Annotated in this window: 23 protein-coding genes; 12 read left to right on the top strand and 11 right to left on the bottom strand. The window is 61.2% G+C overall.

The window, feature by feature from the left end; translation table 11 throughout:
• Positions 1–115: 115 nt before the first annotated feature.
• Both EDD52_RS05620 and EDD52_RS05615 read left to right on the top strand, forming a co-directional pair.
• The gene (locus tag EDD52_RS05620; RefSeq protein ID WP_132242692.1) at positions 116–676 is read left to right on the top strand and encodes a heme NO-binding domain-containing protein; all 561 of its coding nucleotides are present in this window, start codon (positions 116–118) and stop codon (positions 674–676) included.
• Positions 673–2,418 (top strand): ATP-binding protein, encoded by a 1,746-nt coding sequence (locus tag EDD52_RS05615; RefSeq protein WP_132242690.1) that lies wholly within the window; start codon positions 673–675, stop codon positions 2,416–2,418. The genes EDD52_RS05620 and EDD52_RS05615 overlap by 4 nt, the downstream gene beginning before the upstream one ends.
• An 11-nt stretch (positions 2,419–2,429) precedes the next feature.
• On the opposite strand, the gene EDD52_RS05610 is transcribed toward EDD52_RS05615, so the two are convergent.
• The 6 genes from EDD52_RS05610 to EDD52_RS05590 all read right to left on the bottom strand — a co-directional run bounded on the left by EDD52_RS05610 (position 2,430) and on the right by EDD52_RS05590 (position 7,346).
• A complete protein-coding gene (locus tag EDD52_RS05610) occupies positions 2,430–3,053 on the bottom strand; it encodes an ABC-type transport auxiliary lipoprotein family protein (protein ID WP_132242688.1) in 624 nt (207 codons plus the stop codon).
• 6 nt (positions 3,054–3,059) lie between these two features.
• Positions 3,060–4,802, bottom strand: a complete 1,743-nt coding sequence (locus EDD52_RS05605; protein WP_132242686.1) for an MlaD family protein — start codon at positions 4,800–4,802, stop codon at positions 3,060–3,062.
• Positions 4,803–4,808: 6 nt separating this feature from the next.
• Positions 4,809–5,582 (bottom strand): ABC transporter ATP-binding protein, encoded by a 774-nt coding sequence (locus EDD52_RS05600; RefSeq protein ID WP_132242684.1) that lies wholly within the window; start codon positions 5,580–5,582, stop codon positions 4,809–4,811.
• A 5-nt stretch (positions 5,583–5,587) separates the two neighbouring features.
• The gene (locus EDD52_RS05595; protein WP_132242682.1) at positions 5,588–6,667 is read right to left on the bottom strand and encodes an ABC transporter permease; all 1,080 of its coding nucleotides are present in this window, start codon (positions 6,665–6,667) and stop codon (positions 5,588–5,590) included.
• Positions 6,668–6,858: 191 nt separating this feature from the next.
• Complete coding sequence (locus EDD52_RS23805; protein ID WP_207905974.1) at positions 6,859–7,110, bottom strand: hypothetical protein; 252 nt, start codon at positions 7,108–7,110, stop codon at positions 6,859–6,861.
• Complete coding sequence (locus tag EDD52_RS05590) at positions 7,107–7,346, bottom strand: hypothetical protein (protein ID WP_207905973.1); 240 nt, start codon at positions 7,344–7,346, stop codon at positions 7,107–7,109. Before EDD52_RS05590 ends, EDD52_RS23805 begins: the two co-directional genes overlap by 4 nt.
• 163 nt (positions 7,347–7,509) lie before the next feature.
• On the opposite strand from EDD52_RS05590, the gene EDD52_RS05585 reads away from it, so the two are divergent.
• On the top strand, positions 7,510–7,980 hold the full coding sequence (locus EDD52_RS05585) for an Hsp20 family protein (RefSeq protein WP_132242680.1): 471 nt from the start codon (positions 7,510–7,512) through the stop codon (positions 7,978–7,980).
• 114 nt (positions 7,981–8,094) lie between these two features.
• Here EDD52_RS05585 and EDD52_RS05580 read toward each other — a convergent pair whose 3' ends face one another.
• Entirely contained in the window at positions 8,095–9,096 is a 1,002-nt protein-coding gene (locus EDD52_RS05580) for an NAD(P)-dependent alcohol dehydrogenase (RefSeq protein WP_132242678.1), read from the bottom strand.
• Positions 9,097–9,195: 99 nt separating this feature from the next.
• Between EDD52_RS05580 and EDD52_RS05575 the strand changes: the two genes are divergently transcribed.
• Complete coding sequence (locus tag EDD52_RS05575; RefSeq protein WP_207905972.1) at positions 9,196–10,122, top strand: LysR family transcriptional regulator; 927 nt, start codon at positions 9,196–9,198, stop codon at positions 10,120–10,122.
• A gap of 103 nt (positions 10,123–10,225) precedes the next feature.
• On the opposite strand, the gene EDD52_RS05570 is transcribed toward EDD52_RS05575, so the two are convergent.
• Entirely contained in the window at positions 10,226–11,701 is a 1,476-nt protein-coding gene (locus EDD52_RS05570; RefSeq protein ID WP_132242674.1) for an NAD-dependent succinate-semialdehyde dehydrogenase, read from the bottom strand.
• A gap of 82 nt (positions 11,702–11,783) precedes the next feature.
• Between EDD52_RS05570 and EDD52_RS05565 the strand changes: the two genes are divergently transcribed.
• The 7 genes from EDD52_RS05565 to EDD52_RS05535 all read left to right on the top strand — a co-directional run bounded on the left by EDD52_RS05565 (position 11,784) and on the right by EDD52_RS05535 (position 19,430).
• Positions 11,784–12,575: an alpha/beta hydrolase gene (locus EDD52_RS05565; RefSeq protein ID WP_132242672.1), complete on the top strand. Its 792-nt coding sequence runs from the start codon at positions 11,784–11,786 to the stop codon at positions 12,573–12,575.
• A 189-nt stretch (positions 12,576–12,764) separates the two neighbouring features.
• Positions 12,765–13,970, top strand: a complete 1,206-nt coding sequence (locus EDD52_RS05560; protein WP_132242670.1) for an aminopeptidase P family protein — start codon at positions 12,765–12,767, stop codon at positions 13,968–13,970.
• Positions 13,971–14,133: 163 nt separating this feature from the next.
• Positions 14,134–15,210, top strand: coding sequence for a hypothetical protein (locus EDD52_RS05555; RefSeq protein ID WP_132242668.1), 1,077 nt, complete (start codon positions 14,134–14,136; stop codon positions 15,208–15,210).
• A gap of 272 nt (positions 15,211–15,482) precedes the next feature.
• Positions 15,483–15,791 (top strand): hypothetical protein, encoded by a 309-nt coding sequence (locus EDD52_RS05550; protein WP_132242666.1) that lies wholly within the window; start codon positions 15,483–15,485, stop codon positions 15,789–15,791.
• 10 nt (positions 15,792–15,801) lie between these two features.
• On the top strand, positions 15,802–16,923 hold the full coding sequence (locus tag EDD52_RS05545; RefSeq protein ID WP_132242664.1) for a hypothetical protein: 1,122 nt from the start codon (positions 15,802–15,804) through the stop codon (positions 16,921–16,923).
• A gap of 49 nt (positions 16,924–16,972) precedes the next feature.
• The gene (locus EDD52_RS05540) at positions 16,973–17,458 is read left to right on the top strand and encodes a hypothetical protein (RefSeq protein ID WP_165907464.1); all 486 of its coding nucleotides are present in this window, start codon (positions 16,973–16,975) and stop codon (positions 17,456–17,458) included.
• Between the two features lie 40 nt (positions 17,459–17,498).
• Positions 17,499–19,430, top strand: coding sequence for an AAA family ATPase (locus EDD52_RS05535; RefSeq protein WP_132242660.1), 1,932 nt, complete (start codon positions 17,499–17,501; stop codon positions 19,428–19,430).
• 11 nt (positions 19,431–19,441) lie between these two features.
• Here the strand turns inward: EDD52_RS05535 and EDD52_RS05530 are convergent, their stop codons facing one another.
• Genes EDD52_RS05530 through EDD52_RS05520 form a run of 3 tightly spaced genes read right to left on the bottom strand, consistent with a single transcriptional unit; the run spans position 19,442 to position 22,140 of the window.
• On the bottom strand, positions 19,442–20,197 hold the full coding sequence (locus EDD52_RS05530) for an SDR family NAD(P)-dependent oxidoreductase (protein ID WP_132242658.1): 756 nt from the start codon (positions 20,195–20,197) through the stop codon (positions 19,442–19,444).
• A gap of 60 nt (positions 20,198–20,257) precedes the next feature.
• Positions 20,258–21,289: a transketolase family protein gene (locus EDD52_RS05525; protein WP_132242656.1), complete on the bottom strand. Its 1,032-nt coding sequence runs from the start codon at positions 21,287–21,289 to the stop codon at positions 20,258–20,260.
• The gene (locus EDD52_RS05520; protein ID WP_132242654.1) at positions 21,286–22,140 is read right to left on the bottom strand and encodes a transketolase; all 855 of its coding nucleotides are present in this window, start codon (positions 22,138–22,140) and stop codon (positions 21,286–21,288) included. Before EDD52_RS05520 ends, EDD52_RS05525 begins: the two co-directional genes overlap by 4 nt.
• 168 nt (positions 22,141–22,308) lie before the next feature.
• On the opposite strand from EDD52_RS05520, the gene EDD52_RS05515 reads away from it, so the two are divergent.
• Positions 22,309–24,273, top strand: a complete 1,965-nt coding sequence (locus EDD52_RS05515) for a transketolase family protein (protein ID WP_132242652.1) — start codon at positions 22,309–22,311, stop codon at positions 24,271–24,273.
• The last annotated feature ends 104 nt before the right edge of the window (positions 24,274–24,377 follow it).

Genomic DNA, 24,377 nt, shown 5'->3' with positions numbered 1-24,377 from the left:
TCACAGATCGCGCAATGTAACCGGCTGATCCGACCCCCGCAAAGTCGGGCAACCCCGGACCGGCCATGTAAGACAGGCCGCAAAACGGCAGGTGGATCGCAAGGGAGGCGCCATCATGAAAGGCACAATCTTCGTAGAACTCATCAAGATGGCAGAGGACGCCTTTGGCGAGGACACCGTGGACGACGTGCTCGACAAGGCAGATCTGGAAAACGGCGGCGCCTTTACTGCGGTCGGCAACTATCCCTGTTCCGAGCTGGTCAAGATCGTCGTGGCTTTCAGTGAACATTCCGGGATCAGCCCGGAAGACCTGCAACGCAAGTTCGGTCACTGGATCATGGATCACTTCGTCGAAAACTACCCCGGTTTTTTCAAGGACAAGAAAGACACGTTCGGCCTGCTCGAAGCGGTGGACGGAGAAATTCACGTCGAGGTCAAGAAACTTTACCCCGATGCGGAGCTTCCGAAATTCACGACCGAGCGGATCGCCGAAGATCATCTGGAAATGGTCTATACCTCGCCGCGCCCCCTGGTGGAATTCTGCCACGGCATGATCGAAGCCTCGCTGGAACGGTTCAATGAGGCAGCCGACATTCAGCGTTGTCCGGTTGCCGCACAGGCAGACTCGGCCAAATTCGACATCACGCTGACCAAGAAAGCCGGAAAAGCCGCATGAATGAAGAGCCCGCTGACCGCGTATCTCGGCGGCGATACCAGCGCGAACAAATGGCGCGTCAGGAAGCGGAGGCTCTTCTGGAACAGAAGAGCCGAGAGCTTTTTCTGGCCAATGAAAAGCTGAGCGCCCATTCGACGCAGCTGGAGCAGCGGGTCTCTGAACGAACGGCCGAACTGCAAACCGCACTGGAACGCGCCGAAGCCGCCTCGACCGCCAGAAGCCGGTTTGTGGCCACGATGAGCCACGAGATCAGAACGCCGCTTGGCGGAATGCTTGGCATGATCGACCTGCTTTCCATGGACGAAACCGATCCGGCGAAGAAGGAATTGCTGAATTACGCCAAGACTGCGGGCGTGGGTCTGAGCCGTATCGTCAATGATGTGCTTGATTTCTCGAAGATGGAGGCCGGTGTCTTTGTCTTCGAGGAAGAAAGCGTCGATATCCGCGCGCTTGTCGAAAGTGTGCGCATCCTTGCCGGGTCGAACGACAAGGGCGCCAACCGTCAGATCATCGCCAAGATCGATGCGAGCGTTCCCAAGCTGTTCCTTGGCGACGCGACGCGCATCAGGCAGTTGATTTCGAACCTGATCAGCAATGCGTTGCGCTACTCGACCGAGGGGCCGATCATCATTCGCGCGCAGGCAACGCCGCATCCGAAAGATGCGTTGCTGCGGGTCGAGGTTGAAGATTTCGGCGTCGGTATCCCCGAAGACAAGCTGAGCGACCTGTTCAAGGATTTTTCGCAGGTTTCAAACGCCCTGACCGCCGCCGCGCAGGGCACGGGGCTTGGGCTTGCGATCTGCAAACGCATCATCGAGGGCGTTGGCGGCAAGATCGGCGTGCAGAGCATTCCCGGTGTCGGATCGACCTTCTGGATCGAACTGCCGGTCGAGGTCGTGGCCCTGCCGGCTTCGAACCAGAACAAGACGGGCAGCCTGGAGGACAGCGACAGTCTGGAAAGCCTTGTCGGCAAACGTGTTCTGATCGCCGAAGACAACATCATCAACCAGAAGCTTTTGCTGACCTATGCCAACCGGATGCAGCTGAACGCCGAACTGGCCGAAAACGGGCGCATCGCGCTGGAGATGTTTTCGCCCGACAAGCATGATCTGGTGCTGATGGACGTGGCCATGCCGGAAATGGACGGGCTGGAGGCCACGCGCCGCATCCGGCAGAAATGGTCGGACCGGGAGCTTCCCCCGATCCTGGCGCTGACTGCCCATGTCATGGACGCCATCGAGGAAGAAGCAACGCTTGTTGGCATTGATACAGTGCTCTCAAAGCCGATCCCCTTCGACGAGCTCAAGCTGGCGTTGGAAACCGCGCTTAGCAGGAAGCCCCGCAAGGTCGAAACCGCAGCGGCCCCCGCCGAAACGCCCAGCGAGGACGCACCGGCCTCGGGGGATGAGGCGCCCCTGTTGAAACTGATGTCGCCCGGCGCGGTTGACGAGTTGCTGCAGATGTTCACGGTCGAGGATCTCAGCGACCTCGTGCGTAAATTTGTGCTGGATTCATCGCTGCGGATCGACCGGATCACCGCGGCCATAGACGAAGGCGATGAAGACGCCATGTCGAAAGAGGCGCATTCCCTCAAAGGCTCTTCGCTTGTGCTTGGCTTCACCGAGATTTCCGAATGGGCGCGCCAAATCGAAGATGGCAAACCTTCACCCGATAGCGGCTCTCTGGGTGAGACGGCCAACCGGATTCGCAACAAGCTACAGGATATGCACGCGCTTCTGTAGCGTCCGGGCGGTCAGACGCCCGGCAAGCGGTCCAGCCACCGCAGCATGTCCGTCATTTGCTGGGTCATTGCCTGATCGAAAGCAAAGACGACCTGACCTGCGGTGGTGTCTGCGACGGGCACGGAATTCTCGAAGCTGCGGGCAGAGACAACTGCCCCGTCGTCGTCCCGCAAGAGCGTCATGTTGGTGCGAATGACGACGGCCTGTTGGTCGGCGCCCGTTTCGACCTGAAACGCCTGCAGATCCGTGAGAAGCAGGAAATCCGGCCTTGGCCCCGCCCCTTCGGCAGAAACCAGACCGAACATCCCGGAATTGGTCAGAGAGCGCACCAGAAGAAGCTGCACATGCTCGGTCGTTTCGTCCACCCAGCGCGCCTCTGGCAGCACCTGAACCTGAAGCGCATTCGGCTTGATGACGATCCGGTCGCTGGTCAGCGCACCTGTCGCTGTCGGTGCGGCAACCTCCAACTGGCTGCGCCCCCTGGACACCGCGACCGCACCGGCGGGCAGCGGGCTCAGTTCAAAGGTGTTGAGCGGTTGCGAGGCGCTCTCGATACTCGACAGGGCAGAGCAGCCCGCCAGCAGGGAAAGACCCAGCCAGAACAGGGCAAATCGGATCGCGGATGCTGGGGTCATGGCGGGTTATCTCCTGAATTCGGGGATGTTGTTGCCGAAGAAGAACCGCGCGGGGTCGCGTTCCATCTTGCGCGTCAGCTGCTCCAGACCGGTGACCAGCTTTTGCGCCTCCAGCGCGAATTGCGTGAATTCCGGCAGGCCCGTCCGGGCGAATGTCTGGATCGAAGGGGCGCTTGCCAAAACCGTGCCCTTTATCTGATCGATAACCTCCAGCGCCCGCGCCATGGCCGTGCGCAAATCGCGCGTCACGGCAGGGATGTCGTCCGATAGCGTCGCCATTGTGTCCCCGAACTGCCCGGCAGCGGTCCGCACATCGGCAATGGCTGGCCCCAGGTCGGTCGTGATCGCGGTTTCCGCCTCGGCAAAGGTGCTGCGGGCAACGTTCAGCGTCTCTTCGGTCGTGCCAAGCGCCCGGTCAAGGTTGGCCAGCGTCCGATTGGCATTGCCCAGCGTTTCCGTCGCAGCCGTCAACGCCGTCTCGCCGCTGGTCACCAGCGGATCGAGCCGGTCCGAGAATTTCGACAGATCCGCAGAGACCTGCTCGACCACATTCGTGGCTGTGGTCACGGCGCTGCGGACATCCGAAACAATGGCCGGAACATCCTCTTTGAAGGTCTTGTCCAGCCCCGTGATCGTGTCTTCGACCATCGCAAGGGTCTGGCGGGCATCGGCCACCAATGCCGCACCCTCGCCCTCCATCAGCCCTTCGAAGGAGACAGACGCACTTTCGACCGCTGCCATCGACGTCCGGGCCTCGGCGAGAGTCAGGTCCAGTGTCGCAATGGTCGCTTCAAGCTCGGCAAGCCGTTGCGTCGCAATCTCTGCGGTGCCGCCGAACTGGCCCAGCACGGTGTCGAGCTGCGTGCGCAGTTGTGTCGAGGTCGTCTCGATCGACGCGATCGCGGTCTCCAGATCGTCGGCAATGTCGGGAACGCGTGTCTGCACCAGCGCGTCAACGTCCTTGAGCGTGGCATCGGCGGTGGTGAACGCGCCCTGTGCCGCCTGCATCGTCGGCGAGACTTCGGCGATTGCGGTCTTGGCGACCTCCAGCGTTTCGCTCACATTGACAAGCGTCTCCTGCACCGTGGTGCCAATCGCGTCGAGCCGTCCGGTAAAGCTGGATATCTGCGCCGTGCCGTCAGATACCGTCCGGGAGATATCCGAAAAATCACTCAGGGCGGTCTCCAGCTGGCCAGAGGCGCTTTCGAGGTTCTGCAAGACCGTTGCCACTGATGCCCGGTTCTCGTCGCTCAGAAAGCTGCGAAGCTCCCTGATCGCGGCGATTGCCTCTTCCACCAGGTCCGGCGCGTCTTCGGTCAGTGCCTGCACCACGGAACGCTCTGCCGGGATTTCCGGGACAGTACCGGCGTCGACACTATCGATCAGCAAGGGCGCCCCTGCGCTGCCGCCAGACAGGGCCACGAAGGACACACCGGTTACGCCCTGCGAGCTAAGCTGCGCCGTGGTGTCTGTCTTGACCGGGGTGCCTGCATCCACTTCGATCCGCACGCGCACCTTGCTGGGATCTTCAGGATCAAGATCAAGCGCAACAACCTGCCCCACGGACAGGCCGTTATAGCGCACATCCCCCGCCATCCCCAGTCCAGAGACGCTATCGAAGCGCACGTCATACAACGCGTATTGGCGGTCTATCTCGATCTTCGCGAACCAGATCAGAAAGCCCAGAACCCCAAGGATCCCCAGCACGGTCACAGCGCCGATCAGCACAAAATTGGCCTTGGTTTCCATCTACGCTCAGCCTTCCGTCCCGAACCCGGCGGCCCGCGCTCTGGGGCCGTGGAAATACTCATGCACCCAAGGGTGATCCACCTTCAACATGTCTTGCATGGTCCCCGTCACGAAGACCTTTTTTTCCGCCAGAACGGCAATACGGTCACAGATCGCATGCAGACTGTCCAGATCATGGGTCACCATGAAGACGGTCAGCCCCATCGTCGTCTGCAATTTCTTGATCAGCACGTCGAAAGCAGCAGCGCCGATCGGGTCTAGCCCGGCCGTGGGTTCATCCAGAAACAGGATTTCGGGATCCAGAGCCAGCGCCCGCGCCAGCCCCGCACGCTTGCGCATGCCGCCCGACAGTTCACTGGGGTATTTGTCACAGGCATTCGGCGGAAGACCCACCATCGAGATCTTCAGTTCGGCAAGGGCGCGCCTTGTGTCGGCGGGCAGGTCCGTCTGCTCTCGCATCGGCACTTCGACATTTTCGCGCACGGTAAGCGAAGAAAACAGCGCCCCGTCCTGAAACATGACACCCCAGCGCTGCTCGATCCTTTGGCGGGCGTCTTCGGAGGCGCGCAGCATGTCCGTCCCGAAGACGCTGACGCTGCCCTCTTTCGGCTGGATCAGTCCGACGATAGAGCGCAGCAGCACGGATTTGCCCGTCCCTGACCCGCCAACCACGCCCAGCACCTCGCCACCGTAAACGTCCAGATCCAGCGCATCATGGACAACGTGATCGCCGAATTGCGAGCGCAAGTTGCGGACCTTGATGATCGGCTCGCGCGCCATGCCGCTCAGACCCCCACGATGGCGAAGAAGATCGAGAACATGGCATCCGCCACGATCACAAGGAAGATCGACAGCACGACAGAGGTGGATGTCAGCCGCCCCAGGGACTCCGCGTCCCCCCCGACCTTCATGCCCTCGTAACAGCCGACAATGCCGATGATGACGGCAAAGAACGGAGCCTTGATGAGGCCGACAAGATAGTGCCAGACGTCCACGGACTCGTAGAGGCGCGTCTGGAACATGCCCGGAGAGACGCCCAGCTCGATCCAGGACATCAGGCCACCGCCCACAAGCCCCACGATATCCGCGACAAAACCCAAAAGCGGCAGCACGAAGATCAGGGCCAGCACACGCGGCAGGACAAGCACTTCAATCGGGTCGAGGCCCAAGGTCTGCATCGCGTCGATCTCCTCGCGCATCTTCATGGAGCCGATGGCCGCCGTAAAGGCCGCACCCGACCGGCCCGCGACAATGATGGCGGTCAACAGGATGCCCAATTCGCGCAAGACAGAGATCGCGATCAGGTCGACGACAAAGACCTCTGCCCCGAACTGGCGCAGCTGCACCGCGCCCTGAAAGGCCATTACCACCCCGATCAGGAAGGCCATCAGCGACACGATCGGGATCGCGTTGAGCCCGATTTCCTGCATGTGATGGACAAGCGAAGTCAGCCGCAGCCGACGCGGATGGAGCGCCACATAGCCCAGCCGCGCAATGACCGCGCCCAGAAAGCCCAGGATCTCGACAAGCCCGCTGATTGCGCGCCATGTCTTTTGCCCGACGTGGTCCAGCCAGTCATAAAACCCGTGTCGGGGTTTCGCCTTGTCGAGCTTTTCCGGAATGCTGTTGCGGACCACTTCCAGAAGTTCAGCCTGCGCGTGCGATGCCCCGACAATCTCGCATTGGCCGCCACGCGCCTGAAACTGGTGCTGCGTCTCGATCAGCAGCCACGCGCCCGCCGTGTCCAGCGCCTCGACCGCGGTGAGGTCAAAAGTCACCTCGGGCGCCGCCGCCCCTGCCGAAAGCTGCGCGGTCACCTCTTCGAGCCTCGCAACCACAAGGCGGCCTGACAGGTTTATGTCCATACCCAATCCGATACACGCCATTCGCGCGGCCGCAACTATTACAAATTGCCTCAGTGCGGGCGGGACGGCTTTGCACAAATAATGGCCGTTCAGCTCGGTGACCTGTGGCCCGCCGCCATGCCAGCATTTGGGGCGAACAGGCCAACCCGCCTACCGTAAGTCAAAGCCTTGAGGTTGGAGTGTTCCACCCATTACCCCTGAAGGTCGCCAAGCGCGTCAATCGTCGCGCGGAGCCGTGAGATCAGCAGATCGACCTCATCTTTCGTGATGCAAATCGGCGGGGCGAGGCCAATCGCGTCATCGCCAAAGGCGCGGGACAGCAGGCCGTTCACGTAGCCTGCCTTGGCCAGACGGGCCGCAACCTTCGCCTCCTTTGCGGCCAGTTCGATGGCCGGTTCGCTGCCGAAATGGAAGAAACCCGTGGCATAGGGCAACCTCTTCATCTGCTCGGCTGCGGCCTCGACCACGCTGTCATGGCCATAGCCTGCGTTGACACACCAAGCCCTGCGAACCCGTCCAGCAATTCGTTGCCGTCCACATCGGTCAGAAAAACCCCCTTGCCAGATTGCATCACGGTCACGCCGCGCGCCTCGTGGTCGCGCATCGACACGACAGGGTGAAGGTAATGCGCGCGGCCTGACCTTTGCCAAACGCGGCCCCCGACCAGACCGCCGATCACCAGCTCGTGAGCCGATGCGCCGTCCCATACCGAAGGGCTTGAAAACGCGCGCGGCCTTTCCCAATTATTGCTTTGCCGAAACGCTGATCATCAGGTTCCGGCACAAACTTGGTCTGTCCCGAATGGGAAGGCCACCTCAGGTATCGCTCAATGGAGGATGACCATGCGAAGCTTTGATCTTGCACCCCTGTATCGTGCAACCGTCGGATTCGACCAGATTGCCGACCTAATGGACCGTGTTCTGGCCAATGATGTCAGCCAGTCCGCCTACCCGCCGTATAACATCGAAAAAACAGCTGACGACGCCTATCGCATCTCGATTGCGGTCGCCGGGTTCAGCGACGACGACCTTTCCGTCGAGGTGAAGGAACAGGCGCTTGTCGTGTCGGCCCGCAAGAACGACGAGGACGAAGAGCGCAACTACCTGCATCGCGGCATCGCGACCCGCGCCTTCGAGCGTCGCTTTACATTGGCTGACCACGTTCGGGTTGTTGGCGCAAGCCATGCGAACGGGATGCTGCATATCGACCTGCAGCGCGAGATCCCCGAAGCGCTGAAACCGCGCCGGATCGAGATTTCGCGCGAAACCAAGGCGATTGAGAAAGACGTGGTGGACGCCCAGTCCGTCAACTGACCTTGGACCGACAGCCGGGTGGGAGTCCTTTCCCCGGCCCCGGTTTGAAATGTCTGCGACCCCGATCAAGGCCCGGCCCGTATAATCGCGCCGGGCCTTCTTTCTAGGCCGAATTCAGGCCGCGCCGCTGACGGTCCCGGACATCGGTTCGGCGATCTGCAAGACAACCGTCCCCCTGCTGTGCCGGGTTTCGACCGCGCGGTGCGCTTCGCGGGCGTTGTCCATCGGATGAATGCTGTCGACCACGGGACGTAATGTGCCGTCCTTCAGCCACGCCACCAGTTGTTCAAGATCCGGGCGCGTGTCGCCACTCACCCCGATCCGGATGCGCTTACCGCCACGCATTCCGGACCACAATGCCTGCCAGACCTCGCGCATCCCGAAATTCAGGGGGATGAACAGGCCTTCGGGCTTCAAAGCACTCCGAATCCGCCGGAAATTCGTCGCGCCGACCGTGTCAAACACCACGTCATAGGCAGAATTGGCCTTGGTGAAATCCGTGCGGTGATAATCAACCACCTTGTCCGCCCCAAGCTCGGTCAACAACGGGTGGTTCACGGCGCTCGCGACGCCCGTGACCTGCGCACCCATCCGTTTGGCGATCTGCACGGCGTAGCTGCCCACGCCGCCGGACGCACCGACGATCAGCACGGACTGACCCGGCTTCAGCTTTGCAAAATCCCGCAGGAAGACAAGCGCGGAGAGCGCGCCGAAGGGAAGCGCCGCGGCCTCTGCGTCGCTGACACGATCGGGCGTGTGGATGATCGTGGCGTCCTGTGAAATGGTCAGATATTCGGCATGCGCCCCGCCCCCGGACACGCCGAACACCCGGTCACCGGGTCGAAACGCCGTGACATCGTCCCGGACCTCCTGAACCTGCCCGGCAAAGACGCCGCCCAGCACATTATTACGTGGACCAAACAACCCGAACATCAAACGGCCCGGAACCGCCAGAACTCCCGGAAAGGCGGCCGCGCGCAGGCGCCAATCCGCTGTGGTGACACTACTGGCCGTGACCCGGACCAGCACCTCTGCCTTGCCAGGCTGCGGTGTTGGCAGGACGGCCATCCGCAGGACATCGGCAGGCCCGTAACGATCATAAACAATTGCCTTCATTTTATTCACCTAAGGTTAATCTTCGATTGGCTATGACATTAACCATGCGAAAGAACCGCGTGAATTGACCAGAAAAGCAGGGATGCTATGCATGATTGCATGGATTGGCGGAATGTGAGCTTCGACTGGAACCGCGCCCGCGCCTTTCTGGTGACGGCGGAAGAAGGCTCATTGTCGGCCGCTGCGCGTGCTCTTGGGATGGCGCAACCGACGCTTGGTCGTCAGGTCACCGCGCTGGAGGAAGAACTGGGTGTCACCCTGTTCGAACGCGTGCCGCGCGGGCTGGAGCTGACAACCGCGGGCCTCGATCTGGTAGAGCATGTCCGCGCAATGGGCGAGGCGGCAGGTCGTGTGTCGATGGCGGCGACCGGCCAGTCCGATACGGTCGATGGTCAGATCAGCATCACCGCCTCTGAAATCTACTCCGCCTATCTCTTGCCACCCATACTGGCCCAGCTGCGCGACATCGCACCGGGGATCGATATTGAGGTCGTGGCCAGCAACACGGTCCGGGACCTCAAACGCCGCGAGGCTGATATCGCGATCCGAAACGCGCGCCCGACGCAGCCTGAACTGATCGGCAAACTGGTAGCAGAAGATCGCGCCGCGCTTTATGCCACCCCCGACTTTCTGGAACAGATGGGCCAGCCCCAGACGCCAGATGACCTGCGCGAGGCGGATTTCATCGGGTTGGAAAACCTTGATCAGTTGATAGACGGGTTGAATGCGGGCGGGTACGAGCTGTCACGCCGTAACTTCGCGATCCAGACCGAAAATCATCTGGTTCACTGGCAAATGGCGCGGCACGGCTTGGGCATCGGTATCGGGCCATGCCATCTGGGCGACCGGGACCCCGGCCTTGCCCGGGTTCTGCCGAATGAAGAGCCGATCCGCTTTCCCGTCTGGCTCGTCGCGCATCGTGAACTCCAGACCAGCCGACGCGTCCGGCTGGTCTTTGATCTGCTTGCCAAGGAAATTCCGTCCCTGCTGGGCAGTGACCCCGAAGCATTGAAAGATTTCGCCTGACATCTGAGGTCCGCACGAGCCGCGTGTCACGGCGCAGGGGTGCCTGCCGCCGCTTGACCGGCAGCAGACAGGTTTCGGGCAAGCGCCCTATGGCCCCTATGGTCTAGATCGAAAGGCAGACATATTTCATCTCGAGGTAATCCTCGATGCCGTGATGGCTGCCTTCCCGGCCCAGACCGGATTGCTTGACGCCGCCAAAGGGCGCCACCTCTGTCGAGATGATACCGGTGTTCACGCCGACGATGCCGTATTCCAGCGCTTCGGCCACTTTGTAAACGCGGCTCAAATCCTTGGCGTAGAAATACGAGGCAAGCCCGAAGATCGTGTCATTCGCCATGGCGATCACCTCGTCCTCGTCGTCAAAGCGGAACAGAGGCGCCAGCGGTCCAAAGGTTTCTTCTGTCGCAAAGGCCATGTCGCGGGTCGCGCCGGTGATGATGGTCGGGCCGAAGAAATTGCCGTTCGTCGCGTCCGCCTCGCCGCCCTGGATCACCTCGCCCCCTTTGGCTTTGGCATCGGCAATATGTTCCTGCACCTTGTCGATTGCGTCGTGGTTGATCAGCGGGCCAAGGTCGGTCCCGTCTTCCAGCCCGTCGCCGACCTTCATCGCCGCAACGCGCGCGCGCAGCTTTTCGGCGAAAGCGTCATACACACCGTCCTGCACGTAGATCCGGTTCGCACAAACACACGTCTGGCCGTTGTTACGGAACTTGCACATGATTGCGCCCTCGACGGCGGCATCCAGATCGGCGTCGTCAAAGACGATGAAAGGCGCGTTTCCGCCCAGCTCCATCGAGCATTTCATGACCTGATCGGCCGCCTGTCTCAGCAGGATGCGCCCCACCTCGGTAGAGCCGGTGAAGGTCAGTTTGCGGACGCCGGGGTTTTCGCAGAATTCCTTGCCGATCTCCGACGCGCTTGAGGATGGCACGACAGAGAAGACCCCCGCAGGCATACCTGCACGCTCTGCCAGAACGGCCAGGGCGATGGCCGACAGCGGTGTTTCTGTCGCGGGACGGGCAACAAAGGCGCAACCAGCCGCCAGCGCCGGACCGGCCTTGCGGGTGATCATAGCGTTGGGAAAGTTCCACGGGGTGATCGAGGCTGCCACGCCGATCGGCTGCTTGATCACCATCAGGCGTTTGTCGCGTTGGTGGCCCGGAATCATCTCGCCGTAGACACGCTTTGCCTCCTCGCCAAAAAATTCGATGAAGGACGCCCCATAAGCGATCTCGCCCTTGGCCTCTGCCAGCGGTTTGCCCTGTTCGGCGGTCAGGATCGTGCCAAGGTCGTCCTGATGCTGCATCATCAGGTCAAACCATTTGCGCATCACCCCGGCGCGCTCCTTGCCGGTCCACTGCGCCCATTCCTTTTGCGCGACCTCGGCCTTGGCGATTGCCTCGGCTGCCTGCTCGCGGCTCAGATCAGAGACTTGCGCAATCACATCCCCACGGGCGGGGTTGGTGACGTCGAAAGTGCCCTTGTCACCCTCCACCCACGCGCCGCCGACATAGCCACGCGTTTCAAGCAGACCCGGGTCCTTGAGCAAGTTCTTGAGGTTTGTCGTCTGGTCCAGCATGTTGCGCTCCTATCGAGAGGTTATGAGCGAGGCAGATCATGTGCTAGGCTCGTTGTCCAGCGCTGCCCTCCCGGAGGATCATATGGATCTCGACGACGCATTTGCAAACGCAGCCCATATCCCGCGGGCAGACACTTATCCCCCGCTTTGGGTCAAAAAGGCCGGGGCTTTCCGCGACAAGATGGCAGAGACCCACCGCGCGCGGCTTGGCATCGCCTATGGCGACAGCCCACGGCAGGAAATGGACATCTTTCTTCCGGACGGAGACTCCAAGGGCTTGGTGGTATTCGTGCATGGCGGCTATTGGCTGCGGTTTGACCGGTTCAGCTGGTCGCATCTTGCGGCGGGGCCTTGTGCGCAAGGCTGGACGGTTGCGATGCCGTCATACGATCTGTGTCCGCAGGTGCATATCGCGGACATCACGGGGCAGATCGCGCATGCGATCACACTTGCTGCGCGCGAAATTGCAGGTCCGATCCGGCTGGTCGGCCATTCGGCCGGCGGGCAGCAGGTGTGCCGGATGGGCGTCACCGGGGTCCTGCCAGACCCTGTGGCCAGCCGTGTCGTCAGAATCCTGCCGATCTCTCCGGTAGCCGATCTCAGGCCATTGCGGCACACCCGCATGAATGAGGCGCTGGCGCTGGACGCCGCCGAGGCAGAGCTTGAAAGCCCGCTCCTCGCCAGCCCGCCCAAAGCACCGGTCACGGTCTGGGTTGGGGCAGACGAACGGCCGGTCTTTATCGAGCAGGCGACCGCATTGGCGGATGCATGGCAGGCAAATCTGGTGCTGGACCCGGACCGCCACCATTTCGATGTGATCGACGGGCTGGAAGACCCGCAAAGCGCGCTGACCCGCGCCCTTCTGGCGGATTGAAAAACCTCTTGCCAGACTTCTACCGGGGGCCTTATCTGGCGCAAGGCATGGCGATGGCGTCGCCAGCGTGACAACCGCACGCGCCCGATTTTTTCGTCCTGAACGCCGGGACCTTTCTTTGCCGTTCGCGCGGCGAGGTTGGGTGTCCCCTCCTCCCGCCAGCGCGGCAGTCTTTTGGAGGGTCACCCCATGGAACGTCCTGATTTTTCCCGCTTTCACAATGGCGACAAGGCCACACTGCCCTTTGCACCTGCCGAATATGACGCGCGGCTTGCCGGGCTGCGCACCATCATGGCGCGTGAGGGGGTGGAGGCCTGCGTCTTCACCTCGATGCACAACATCGCATATTACTCGGGCTTTCTGTATTGCGCCTTCGGTCGGCCCTACGGACTGGTGGTCACCGCCACCGAAAGCGTCACGATCAGCGCCGGGATCGACGCGGGCCAGCCGTGGCGGCGCTGCCACGGCGACAACATCACCTATACCGACTGGAAGCGGAACAACTACTGGCGTGCGATCCTGTCGGTGACCGGACCGGGTAAGGCCATAGGCTATGAGGCTGATCACATCAGCCTGGCGCAATTTGCCCTGTTAGAAGAATTTCTGACCCCTACGCGAAAGATCGACATCGCCCCCGCTACCATGCGCCAGCGGATGCACAAATCCCCGTCCGAAATTGCGCTGATTCGCGAAGGCGCGCGGATCGCGGATGTGGGCGGCTATGCCATCCGCGATGCGATCCGTGAAGGCACACGCGAGATCGACGTGGCCATGGCCGGGCGCGACGCGATGGAGGCCGAGATTGCCCGCGCCTTCCCGGATGCCGAATATCGCGACACCTGGGTCTGGTTCCAATCCGGGCTGAATACAGACGGGGCGCATAACCCTGTCACGGGGCGAGCCCTGCAACGCGGCGATATCCTGTCGCTCAACACCTTCCCGATGATCTCTGGCTATTACACCGCGCTGGAACGCACCCTGTTCGTGGGCGAAGCTGACCCCGCAAGCCTAAAAATCTGGGAGGCCAATGTCGCCGCGCATGAATATGGCATGGCCCAGTTGAAACCCGGCATGTCCTGCGCCGAGGTGACCGAGAAGGTTAACGCCTTCTTCGCAGAGCGCGATCTGCTGCAATATCGCACCTTTGGCTACGGCCATTCATTTGGTGTGCTGTCGCATTACTACGGTCGCGAGGCCGGGTTGGAGCTGCGCGAAGATATCGACACCGTGCTGGAGCCGGGCATGGTCATCAGCATGGAACCGATGCTGACCATCCCCGAGGGCCAACCCGGCGCGGGCGGCTACCGTGAACATGACATCCTGATCATCACCGAGGACGGCAACGAAAATATCACCGGCTATCCTTACGGTCCGGGTTTCAACATCGTCGGCTGAACTGGTTCTCAGGTTTCTGCCCCAAGGGCCGCGTCGTTGTGCACGCGGCCCTTTTCAATTTGGGGCAGGTTTGCCACAGTCATGCAAAGTTCACGAAGATTGGATGTAAATGGGATTAACACTCTCCATATCATCCCCATGACGAGTTTTGCAGGAGGAATTGATGGCTGACTTTGACGCGCAGGTACGGAAATCCCAGGAACAGGTGGCAGGGGCGCAGGCCAAAATCTCGGAATTGACGAGCCGGATTGAGACCGCGCGCGCCAAGATCAAGTCCGGTGACGACGCGATGATCGATATTGAGAACGCGACGCTGGATGACGTCCACGCCCATACCGATGTGATGAACGCGAATATCGCGGAACTCATCATGGGTCTGGATGACGTGACCGCCGCCTTTTCCAAGGATTTCGACCAGATGCGGTCAAAAACCGGGTGGGAGAGCTTTGTCGGCATCTTCTCCAAGGGCAAGTCGGATTCGATGCGTCAGGAACGGATGAAGACGGCCTCTATCGATGACAAGCTGCAGGATCTGATCGGCAAATCCGATGTCATCACGCAGCTGCTGCAAGGCCAGTTGGCGGTGCTGAATGAACAGAAGGAAAAGGTGGAAACCAACCTGACCGAAACGCTGGACGAGCGCGAGTTTACCGTCGGCGAGCTGGAAGACGTCAAGGCCGAGATTCTGGCGATGGACCCGAAGATCATCGAGGTCGAAAACAAGATCAGCGTCGAACAGGACGCCGCCGCCCGCACCAAGCTGGAAACAGAGCTGGCCGATCTGAACAAGGCCTATAACGAGCTGGTGCAGCTCGAACAGGTGAAGCTGGCGAAATCCCAGACGCTGGAGCGCTATATCGAAAAGGGCAAGACCTGGATCGACAGCCTTCAAAACCAGGCGGCGACGCAGATGGTGCTGATCAATAAGCTGGAGACGGACACCAAGCAACGGGTCGTGCTGTATGACGCGCTGACCAAGTCGCTGAAAACCGCGCAGCAGCAGGACGTTGCCCACCGTATCAATGAGATCGGGGTGGAGACGGATAAGGAAGCGCAGGCCTCCATGGCCGCGATCGGTACGGCGACGAACAACCGGATGGCCGACATGCTGGAAGCGCATGAAGAACACATGGTCTTTGCCCGCGACGTGCTGGAGGCCAAAGCCAAGGCCGACGAACGCTTCGCCCGCCGTTTCTCGCAGATCGTCGAGAAGCACGACAAGAACCTGTACGGGTCGTGATGCGATGAACAGAGTGGTGATCTATTTTACGGTCTGTCTGCTCTGCGCAGGTAATACTTTTCTTCTTTCGATGGACTTCGATATCAGAAATCCAGTTCTGATGTATGGGTTTGGCGGACTGCTTCTCATTACGTTTGTGGTTGGGTTTGCCTATTTTATTGTAGAAACGATACTCGCGTTGGGGTGGGTTTATCATTGGGCTCAGAGCGGAGCTGATAATTTGACGCAACCATTGCCGAAACCTTTGCGAGCGCTTGTCGGAGTCTCAACAAATGAGAAACGACGCCGCGATGATTGAAGAACAGAATTCTTCGGAATTGAAAACGAGGGAAAGTGTTACCTACCCGTTCTGGATCGACGCAGTCATTTGGGGGCGCTGGGTGGTCGTTGCCTGCGCTGCCTGGCTCAGCCCAACGAGTGTTATGGGTTTGTGTGTCTGGGTTTTGGGAACAGTGACAATTTTCTTTGGTGGGCCGTATCTGGCATACCGTCTGTATAGCAAAAGCGATCCACAGCGTGCCGACATCGTTTTCCTGAACGAAACTGATGGCTTCTGGGGTGCGAGTAAATATTGGGACTAGGCGAAGAACTATGCCGGAACAAAAGCGCGATCATTCAGGGTTGACCGACACATTCGCCAGCCGTCGGTATTTCGCCAAATTCGAGGCGATCACCAACCATCTGGGTCGGGTGGCGGCGGTCATGCAGGCCGATGGCACGCTGAACAAGGGCGAGGTCGAGGTGCTGACCCGCTATGTCCGCTCCATCGCCTACACCTTCAGGGCGCTTTCAATGAAATACCTGCTGGTCGGCCGCGACACCGGGCAGTTCTTCGGCTCGCTCGCGATGGACACGCATGAGAGCGGCTTTCCGGTGTTCAACGAACTGCTGGTCATGGCCAATGATGCACAACAGGCCGACCGGCACCTGACCAACACGCCCTTGGTCGACGCGTTCAAGGACCGCATGGTCAGCCAGATCATCGGCGAACAGGCGATCCCGACCAAGCTGCAATTCGCCCTGTCGCAACGTCTTTACTACGAGGAATTGCGACAGGGAAAGCTGTTCTGGGCACAGAACGACCCAGTCGCGCAATGGCTTTCCGGCGCCCAGCCCCGGCGGCGCTACATGGTGCATTGGGCGGTTTACGACAGCCAGGTCAACCTGCCCACGATCTACCTGATGGAGGTCGAGGATACAGGGCGAGAGGCGCTGCCCCGCGACCAGCAGCGCTGGCCCGAAGTGCAGGCCCATCTGATGGGGCAGGCGCTTGGCGGGTTGAAACTGCTGACCATCGCCAAAGGCTTTGACGAAAGCTTTGACGATCTGCACCCCAAACGCCTGCGCCGCTTCCATGTCGGCCCGATGTATTCGAACGCCTACACCAAACAATCCGGCCCGCTGCATGACGTTCTGGCCGAGGCGCATGCCCCTGCAGGTCAGGACTGGGCGCTGGCGTGGACAGAAGAAACGCTGGAAAGCGAACGGGTGATTGAAGAGCGCGCAGGCTGGTTCGGCAAAGTGGAACGCGAGGTCTTTGCGCTCGATCCCTTCTCTGGTCGCGGCGTGGAAACCGGCGCCACCCGCATGGAACGCGCCATCATCCTGCCCGAACGCCCGTTTCAGGTGCTCAGCGAAAAGAACCCGCCCGGCTTTGCCAGCGTCCGCAAATTCGTGGTGTCACCGGGTGGCCGGGTGCTGAGTTACAACTGAGATGTGGACGCGACGCCCAACCAAAGCGATGCTTCTTGGATGTCTTGCGGTGGCTTGTGCCTTTGCGCTGATCGTTATCGCCTACCAGCATTCGACGCCACATTTCGTGGAGCAAGCCCGGCGTGACGCCTCAAGGCTATTTGAGGACGAATACGAGTTCGAAGAGGTCAGAAGTCAACTACTGTCACAAGGCTGGACCTATATGCGCTTGCAAGACCTTGAAGGTGAAAGAATTTCATCTGACGGGGCGACAAGTGAAACAGGATTCTTTGGCTATAGGTTCCCCTGTGCATCCGATATGCCTGATTGGATGAAAATGTCGCAGCCCAAGCTGGTCTGCTTTGAAAAAGTTGCGCCCTATCTTCCATACACTTCGCAAGAAGCCGCAATTCTCTGTACCGATGGCAGGGCCAGATCTGAGGCAAGGTGGTTCGTCGGGCACTTGGACGCAGCTTGGCCTGTGATCACGTGGAAAGGCACCCTTATTCCGGAAGATAAAGGCGAGAAATATTGGTGCGGGTATCCTGTCGTGTGACGGGGATAGTCAGCGGTACAAACAAGAAAGAGGGTTTGGAATGAGCCTCACATCCGATCAGATGGAACTGCGCGAAGCGGATATCCGTAAACATTATCCCGCCGCGACCGCGATGCTGGAGGGGTTTGATCACACGCCTCGTATCGGCAAGGGGGCCGAGGCGCCTGCGCAGGAACGCTCCAGCGGGATCGGCACGCGGCGGCGGTTCCGCACGACCACACCGGGGCTCGTGACGCGGTCTACCGCGCGGCCCGAGGGGGTACATCTGCTTGCCCGGATCGAAGGCGCAGCGGCGGATGACGCGCTGATCTCGCCCTTGCAGGCGACGGTGATGAACGCCCTGCGCCGCGCGCTGGCGATTGCCCTGGCGATGGGCGAGGCCTTTTCGGAGGCAACCGGTCTGGGCGACCTGAAACGCGCCAATCTGCAAGGATCCCTGCCCGCCGCGCGCAAAACAGACTTCGCAGAGCTGCTACAGGCAGAGGCGCTGACCGTTGGCCATGTCTTCGCCAATGCGCTGGCCTTTCTGCTTGGCCCCCATGGGACGGAGGTCACGGCAGAGGTGGGCGAGGTCGAGGAAATCCTGACCGACAATGCGCAGCTTACCCTGCACGGCGCGCTGTGGGAGATGGATCAGGACATCGCGGCCCAGGCCAGTGACGACGCGCATCTCGTGGCCACCGTCGCCGCCGTGGCCGAGCAACTGATGGAAAAGCTTGGCCTGCGCGCACAGACCGCCACCCGCACGGCCGCCTTCACCGGTGCCACCTGGCGGGTAGAGGCCGACGATTTCACCATTCGCGGCTTTACCCCCGCGACCCGCGCGAAATCCACCACGCTGACGATGCAGTTCAAGAAACCCAACGAGGTCGTCGGCAACCATATCGCCAAGTATCAGGCGATGCGGCTGGCCAAGATGCTCATGGCCTATGACTTTGACAGGCGGCTGAACCCGTTCGCCGAACTGGGCGGCTTCATCTTCACCTTCATGGGCGATGGCAAACCAGGCACGGGCAAAACGACACTCATTCAGATGATGGCCGGGCTGGTGCATGACTATTGCCAGAACGCGGGCTATCCCTTCCGCTATCAGAACCTCAGCACCGAGAATATCGACAGCTATCAGGGCAAATCCGGCCAGAACGCGAAGGCCTTCATCAACAATATCATCGACCCGACGGCCATCGGATTTGGCACGATCGACGATATCGACCAGCTGGCAGGCAAGCGCGGCGACCGGCAATCCAGCGCCGGACAGTTGGAGATCACCGCCGTTCTGATGGAGAGCTTTGCCGGTGCCAATACGGTCGTGCGCGGCAACTGCACTTTCGGGATGTTCTCCAACTATCCCGAGAATGTGGATGATGCGCTCCGCCAACGGGCGGGTGCGCGTTTCCTCGTCGACGGGCCGCAAACGCGAGAGGACTATGTCGATATCCTCGCCCTGCTGATGGGCAAGAACCACGATATCCCGCTGGGCGACCATGAGCTTTACGCCGCGCAGGAAATCAAACGCGCTGTTGCGGCGTCATTCGAATCTCATGCCCGTCCACACGAGGACGGTCTGATGCGGGTCTTCGATCAGGTGCATTCGCAGGTCGGCGCGCTGGATACGATTGCCAAGCTTGGCATCTATCTCAAGGCGATTCAGCAGGCGGATGAGCGGTTCACCGGACGGGCCATCAAGAACATCACGGACGCTGTCAAAGTCCGCGCGATGGATTTCGAACTGCCCGACGAATGGATGGAAAACCCTGATCTGTTCCTCTTCAAACCCTATGACGCCAAACGCGCCATGATCGAGGATCTGCGCCGCCCGATCACCGTCGAAATGGTCATCCAGGAGATCAACCGCTACGCCGATAGTGAATTCCGCTACGCTGACAAATCAGACGAGGCCGCGATCGAAGAAATGGTGCGCGACCTTTTCCGTCAGGAAGAGGCCAAGCGGCGGTATCTGGACGGCAGGTAGGCAACCGGACGCTAGTGGATCAGCGACCCGCCATTCACGTCCACCTCTGACCCGGTGACATAGGCCGACAGGTCCGAGGCCAGAAAAAGCGCGCAGCCGGCCACGTCCGATGCCTCGCCCGCGCGGCCCATGGGGATACCGGCCAGAACCTGCGCCTTCATCTCGGGCGTCAGCTTGCCCGCGGTGATATCGGTGGCAATGAAGCCGGGGCAGATCGCGTTGGACCTGATGCCATCCGGGGCCAGTTCGCGCGCCATCGCCTTGGTCAACCCCAGCACGCCGGCCTTCGCGGCAGAATAATGTGGTCCGCCAAAGATCCCGCCCCCGCGCTGCGCAGAGACTGACGACAGGTTCACGATGCTGCCGGATTTCTGCGCGCGCATCTGCGGGATCACAGCCTGGCTCATGTAAAGTGTGCCACGCAAGGACACGTCCGTAACGGCGTCGTAATTCTCGGGCGTGATTTCCATCAGTTTCAGCGGCTGGGTGATCCCCGCATTGTTCACCAGAATGTCGATCCGCCCGAATGCCTCAAGCACCGCCTTGGCCACCGCATCGCAAGCATCCCTGTCGGTGACGTCTCCTGCCAACCCGATATGGCCCGAGCCCGGCAGGTCATCCGCAGCAGAACCCGCCTGATCTGCATCCAGATCGACGATGGCAACGCGCGCGTCATGTTCCGCAAAAAGCCTCGCCGTCGCCTTGCCAAGGCCACGTGGGCTGGCAGCCCCGGTGATGATCGCAGTCTTCCCGTCCAGCAGGCCCATATGCGCCTCCCCCTCCATTATGCGAAACCCTTGCCCGGCCTGACCGGGCACCTCTGTCCTCTAAAGCCAGCCCTTGATTTGCTCAGCAACCTTGGCCGTCGACAACCCGTACATGTCATGCAGGGTCGGCAGCGCCCCCGCCTCAAGAAATTCATCTGGCAACCCGATCATGCGGAACTGCGGGGCGACACCAGCGACCAGAAGCTGGCGGGCCACGGCTTCGCCCAGCCCGCCATTCACGGTGTGGTTTTCGGCCGTCACGACCAGCCTCCCGCCTTTGCCCGCCTCGGCCAGTATGGTGTCCAAGTCCAGAGGCTTGATCGTCGGTACATGAAGCACAGCCACGTCGATCTTTTCTGCGGCCAACGCCTCTGCGGCATCCAGCGCGCGCATCGTCATGATGCCCGACGAGATCACCAGCACATCCGCGCCCTCCCGGATCATCTGCGCGCGCCCCAGCTGAAACCGGTAATCGGGCTTGTAGCGTGTCAGAACCGACGGCACCTTGCCGCGCAATAACCTTGCATAGACCGGGCCATGATGCGCGACCATTTCAGGCACCATTCCGGCCACGTCGCAGGCATCGCAAGGGTCGATGATGGTCATGTTGGGCAACCCGCGAAAGATCGCCAGATCCTCTGTGGCCTGATGGCTGGGGCCGTAACCGGTGGTCAGTCCGGGCAGCGCGCAGACGATCTTGACCGGCAGGTTCTCCTCGGCAATCGCCATGGCAATGAAGTCATAGGCACGGCGCGACGCGAAGACGGCATATGTCGTGGCAAACGGGATGAACCCTTCGCGCGCCATGCCTGACGCCGCCGACATCAACAACTGCTCTGCCATGCCCATCTGGTAGAACCGGTCCGGCGCAGCCTCTGCAAACACATGCAGGTCAGTGTATTTCGAAAGATCCGCGGACAGCCCGACAATGCGGTCGTCGCCACGCGCGGCCTCTATCAAAGCATGCCCGAACGGCGCCGAAACCGTATCGTACCCTTCGGCAGCGAGCGAGGCGATCATGGCAGAGGTCGCAACCTTCTGATCCGCCACCTTTCGCGGTTCGTATTTGCGTTTCATTGAATCGAGGGTCATTGCGGCTTCCCCTCTTCCAGTTTTTCCAGCGCCTGCGCCCATTCGCCGGGCTCCACCCGCACGAAATGGGTGATCTCGCGCGCCTCCAGAAAGTCCACGCCCTTGCACATGGTGGTGTTGCAGATGATGACGCGCGGCTTTGGCTCTGGCAAAGCGCGTGCGGTATCGAACGCGGCCACAAGCGCCTCCAGATCATTGCCATCCACCTGTTGCGCGTGCCAGCCGAACGCGGCCCATTTCGGCGCCTCGGGCCCCACGGCCAGCGCATCACGGGTTGGCCCGTCGGCCTGCTGGTTGTTGAAATCCACGATGCAGATCAGGTTATCAAGCTTCCACTGCACGGCAGACATCACCGCCTCCCATGTCGACCCTTCGCCCAGTTCGCCATCCGACATCAGGTTGTAGACAAAGGCCGGGTTCTTCTTGCGCTTCAACCCCAGTGCGGCCCCAACCGCGATGCCCAGCCCCTGGCCCAGCGACCCGCCCGTGATCTCCATCCCCGGCGTGTAAGAGGCCATGCCGGACATCGGCATCCGGCTGTCATCCATACCGTAGGTTTCCAGTTCATCCTCCGGCAGGATCCCCGCCTCCACCAGGGCCGAGTAAAGCGCGATGGCGTAATGCCCGATCGACAGGTAGAAACGGTCGCGCCCTTCCCATTCGGGATCATCCGCACGGTAGCGCATCGCGTGAAAATAGGAGGTCGCCAGAACATCGGCCACGCCAAGCGCCTGCCCGATATAGCCCTGCCCCTGCACTTCGCCCATCAACAGCGCCTTGCGGCGGATATTCCACGCGCGCCGCTCCAGCGACGTGTTTGACAGCACGCCGGGCCGGTCTTGCTGGGTCATTGGATCCTCCCACAGATCGAAATCTTCTTCAGATGTCTAGCAGGCGTCAGGCTGCGTTAATACGGTGTTGCTGGCAATTCTTATCATATAAACTTTTCAGCAATGGACTGCGGGACCCGCTAGGCTTGTCACCGACAACGCCACGCGCCACTGACGAGAGGACGGCCCATGCCCGACATTCAACCCATGGCACATGCCATCCGCTTTCTCGCCCTCGACAGCATTCTGAACGCGGGCGAAGGGCATCAGGGCGTCCCGCTCGGCATGGCAGAGATTGCCGCCACGCTCTACGCCCGCCACCTGAAAGTGGACCCGGACGATCCGCTCTGGCCGGATCGCGACCGGGTGGTCCTGTCGAACGGGCATGGCTCGATGCTGCTATACGCGCTGCTGCACCTGTCAGGCTACTCGCATGTCGGCATCGATGCGCTCCGCTCCTTTCGCCAATTGAGGGCGGTCTGCGCCGGCCACCCGGAGATTGAACAGGACGCCGGGATCGAGATCACCACCGGCCTGCTGGGACAGGGTATTGCATGCGCCGTCGGCATGGCCGTGGCAGAGGCGCGGCTGGCCGCCGAATTCGGCACCGAACTGGTGGATCACCGCACCTGGGCCTTTGTCGGTGACGGCTGTCTGCAAGAGGGTATGGGACAGGAGGCGATCTCGCTCGCCGGGCATCTGCATCTGGGCAAGCTGACCTTCCTTTGGGACGACAACCACATAACGGATGACGGCGATACCGCCTTGTCGATCAGCGAGGATGTCCCCGCACGGTTTCGCGCCGCCAACTGGCATGTGCAAAAGGTGGACGGGCATGACATCACAGCACTGGACGAGGCGATGGCCGCGGCCACCAACGATCCGCGCCCGTCACTGATTGCCTGCAGAACCGTGATCGCGCGCGGCATTCCCCGGCTGGAGGGTCAACGCGGCGGCCATTCCGCCCCCCTGACGCCAGAAGATTCGGCCGCAATGCGCGCCGCGCTTGGCTGGGGTCACCCTGCTTTTGACGTGCCCGCCCCAATTCGCGCCGACTGGTCCGCCGCGATGGCTCAGGGGGCCGCCCGACATGCATCCTGGCAGGACAGGCTTGCAAACCACCCCAAGGCAGAGCGGTTTCGCCGCTGGCAAAGCGGGATATTGCCAGGCATCTGGGCAACCACCGAAGCGCGGCTTGCCAGCCACGCCGCAGGCAGCACCACCCCGCGCGCGACGATCCAGTCCTCGGGCGATGTCTGCGACGCGCTGGCGACCGACCTGCCCGAAACACTCGTGCTTTGCGCCGATCTGGAAGCGCCGACCAATCACAAGCGGAGCCGGACAGCCTTCACATCCCGCGACCGGAGCGGCAGCTATGTGCATTGCGGGGTGCGAGAGCATCTGATGGGCGCGATGACCTGCGGGATCGCGGCACATGGCGGGCTGCGCCCCATCAACGTCACCTACCTCGCCTTCGCCGATTACGAACGGGCGGCGATGCGGATGGCCGCGCTGATGGGGCTGCCCGCGCTCTTTGTGTTCAGCCATGACAGCATCGGTGTGGGATCGAACGGGCCGACGCACCAGCCGGTAGAGATCCTCGCCAGTTTTCGCGCGATGCCCAATATGCGGGTCTTTCGCCCCTCCGGCGCGGTAGAGACTGCCGAAGCGTGGCAAATCGCGATGGAGCGCCGGGACGGGCCCAGCCTTCTGGCACTGTCAAAGCAGCCCGCCGCGCAGGTCAGGCTCAATGTCGCCGAAAACCTCACCCGGCGTGGTGCCTATGTCCTTGGCGACAGGAACGCGGCCCGGGACCTGACATTGATCGCCACCGGCACAGAGGTCGGCCTTGCCGTCGAAGCGCAGCAAAGGCTGGCGCAGATGGGCCATCACGCCGCAGTCGTGTCGATGCCATGCTGGGAATTGTTCGCCGAACAGGAAGAACGCTATCAGAGACAAGTGCTGGGCAAGGCCCCGCGGATCGCCATCGAGGCTGCGGTGCGTTTCGGATGGGACCGCTGGCTGCGTCCCGGCGACCGCTTTATCGGCATGGATGGGTTCGGCGCCTCGGCCAGTGCAGAGGTGCTATACGATCATTTCGGGTTATCAGTGTCTAATATCGTCAAAATCGCCCGTTCCCTCTTGGGTCACTGACCATCAGTGCCCACATCTGAACCAACCTTGGCAAGTGCGCCGCCAAAGCCTTAGTGTTGCTGCGTCATTGTCCGAACAGGGGCAGCGCGGGTCAGGGCCCCGCC

The organism is Primorskyibacter sedentarius (assembly GCF_004342065.1).
GTDB classification, from domain to species: domain Bacteria; phylum Pseudomonadota; class Alphaproteobacteria; order Rhodobacterales; family Rhodobacteraceae; genus Primorskyibacter; species Primorskyibacter sedentarius.
This window is presented reverse-complemented; position numbering and strand designations above follow the sequence as displayed.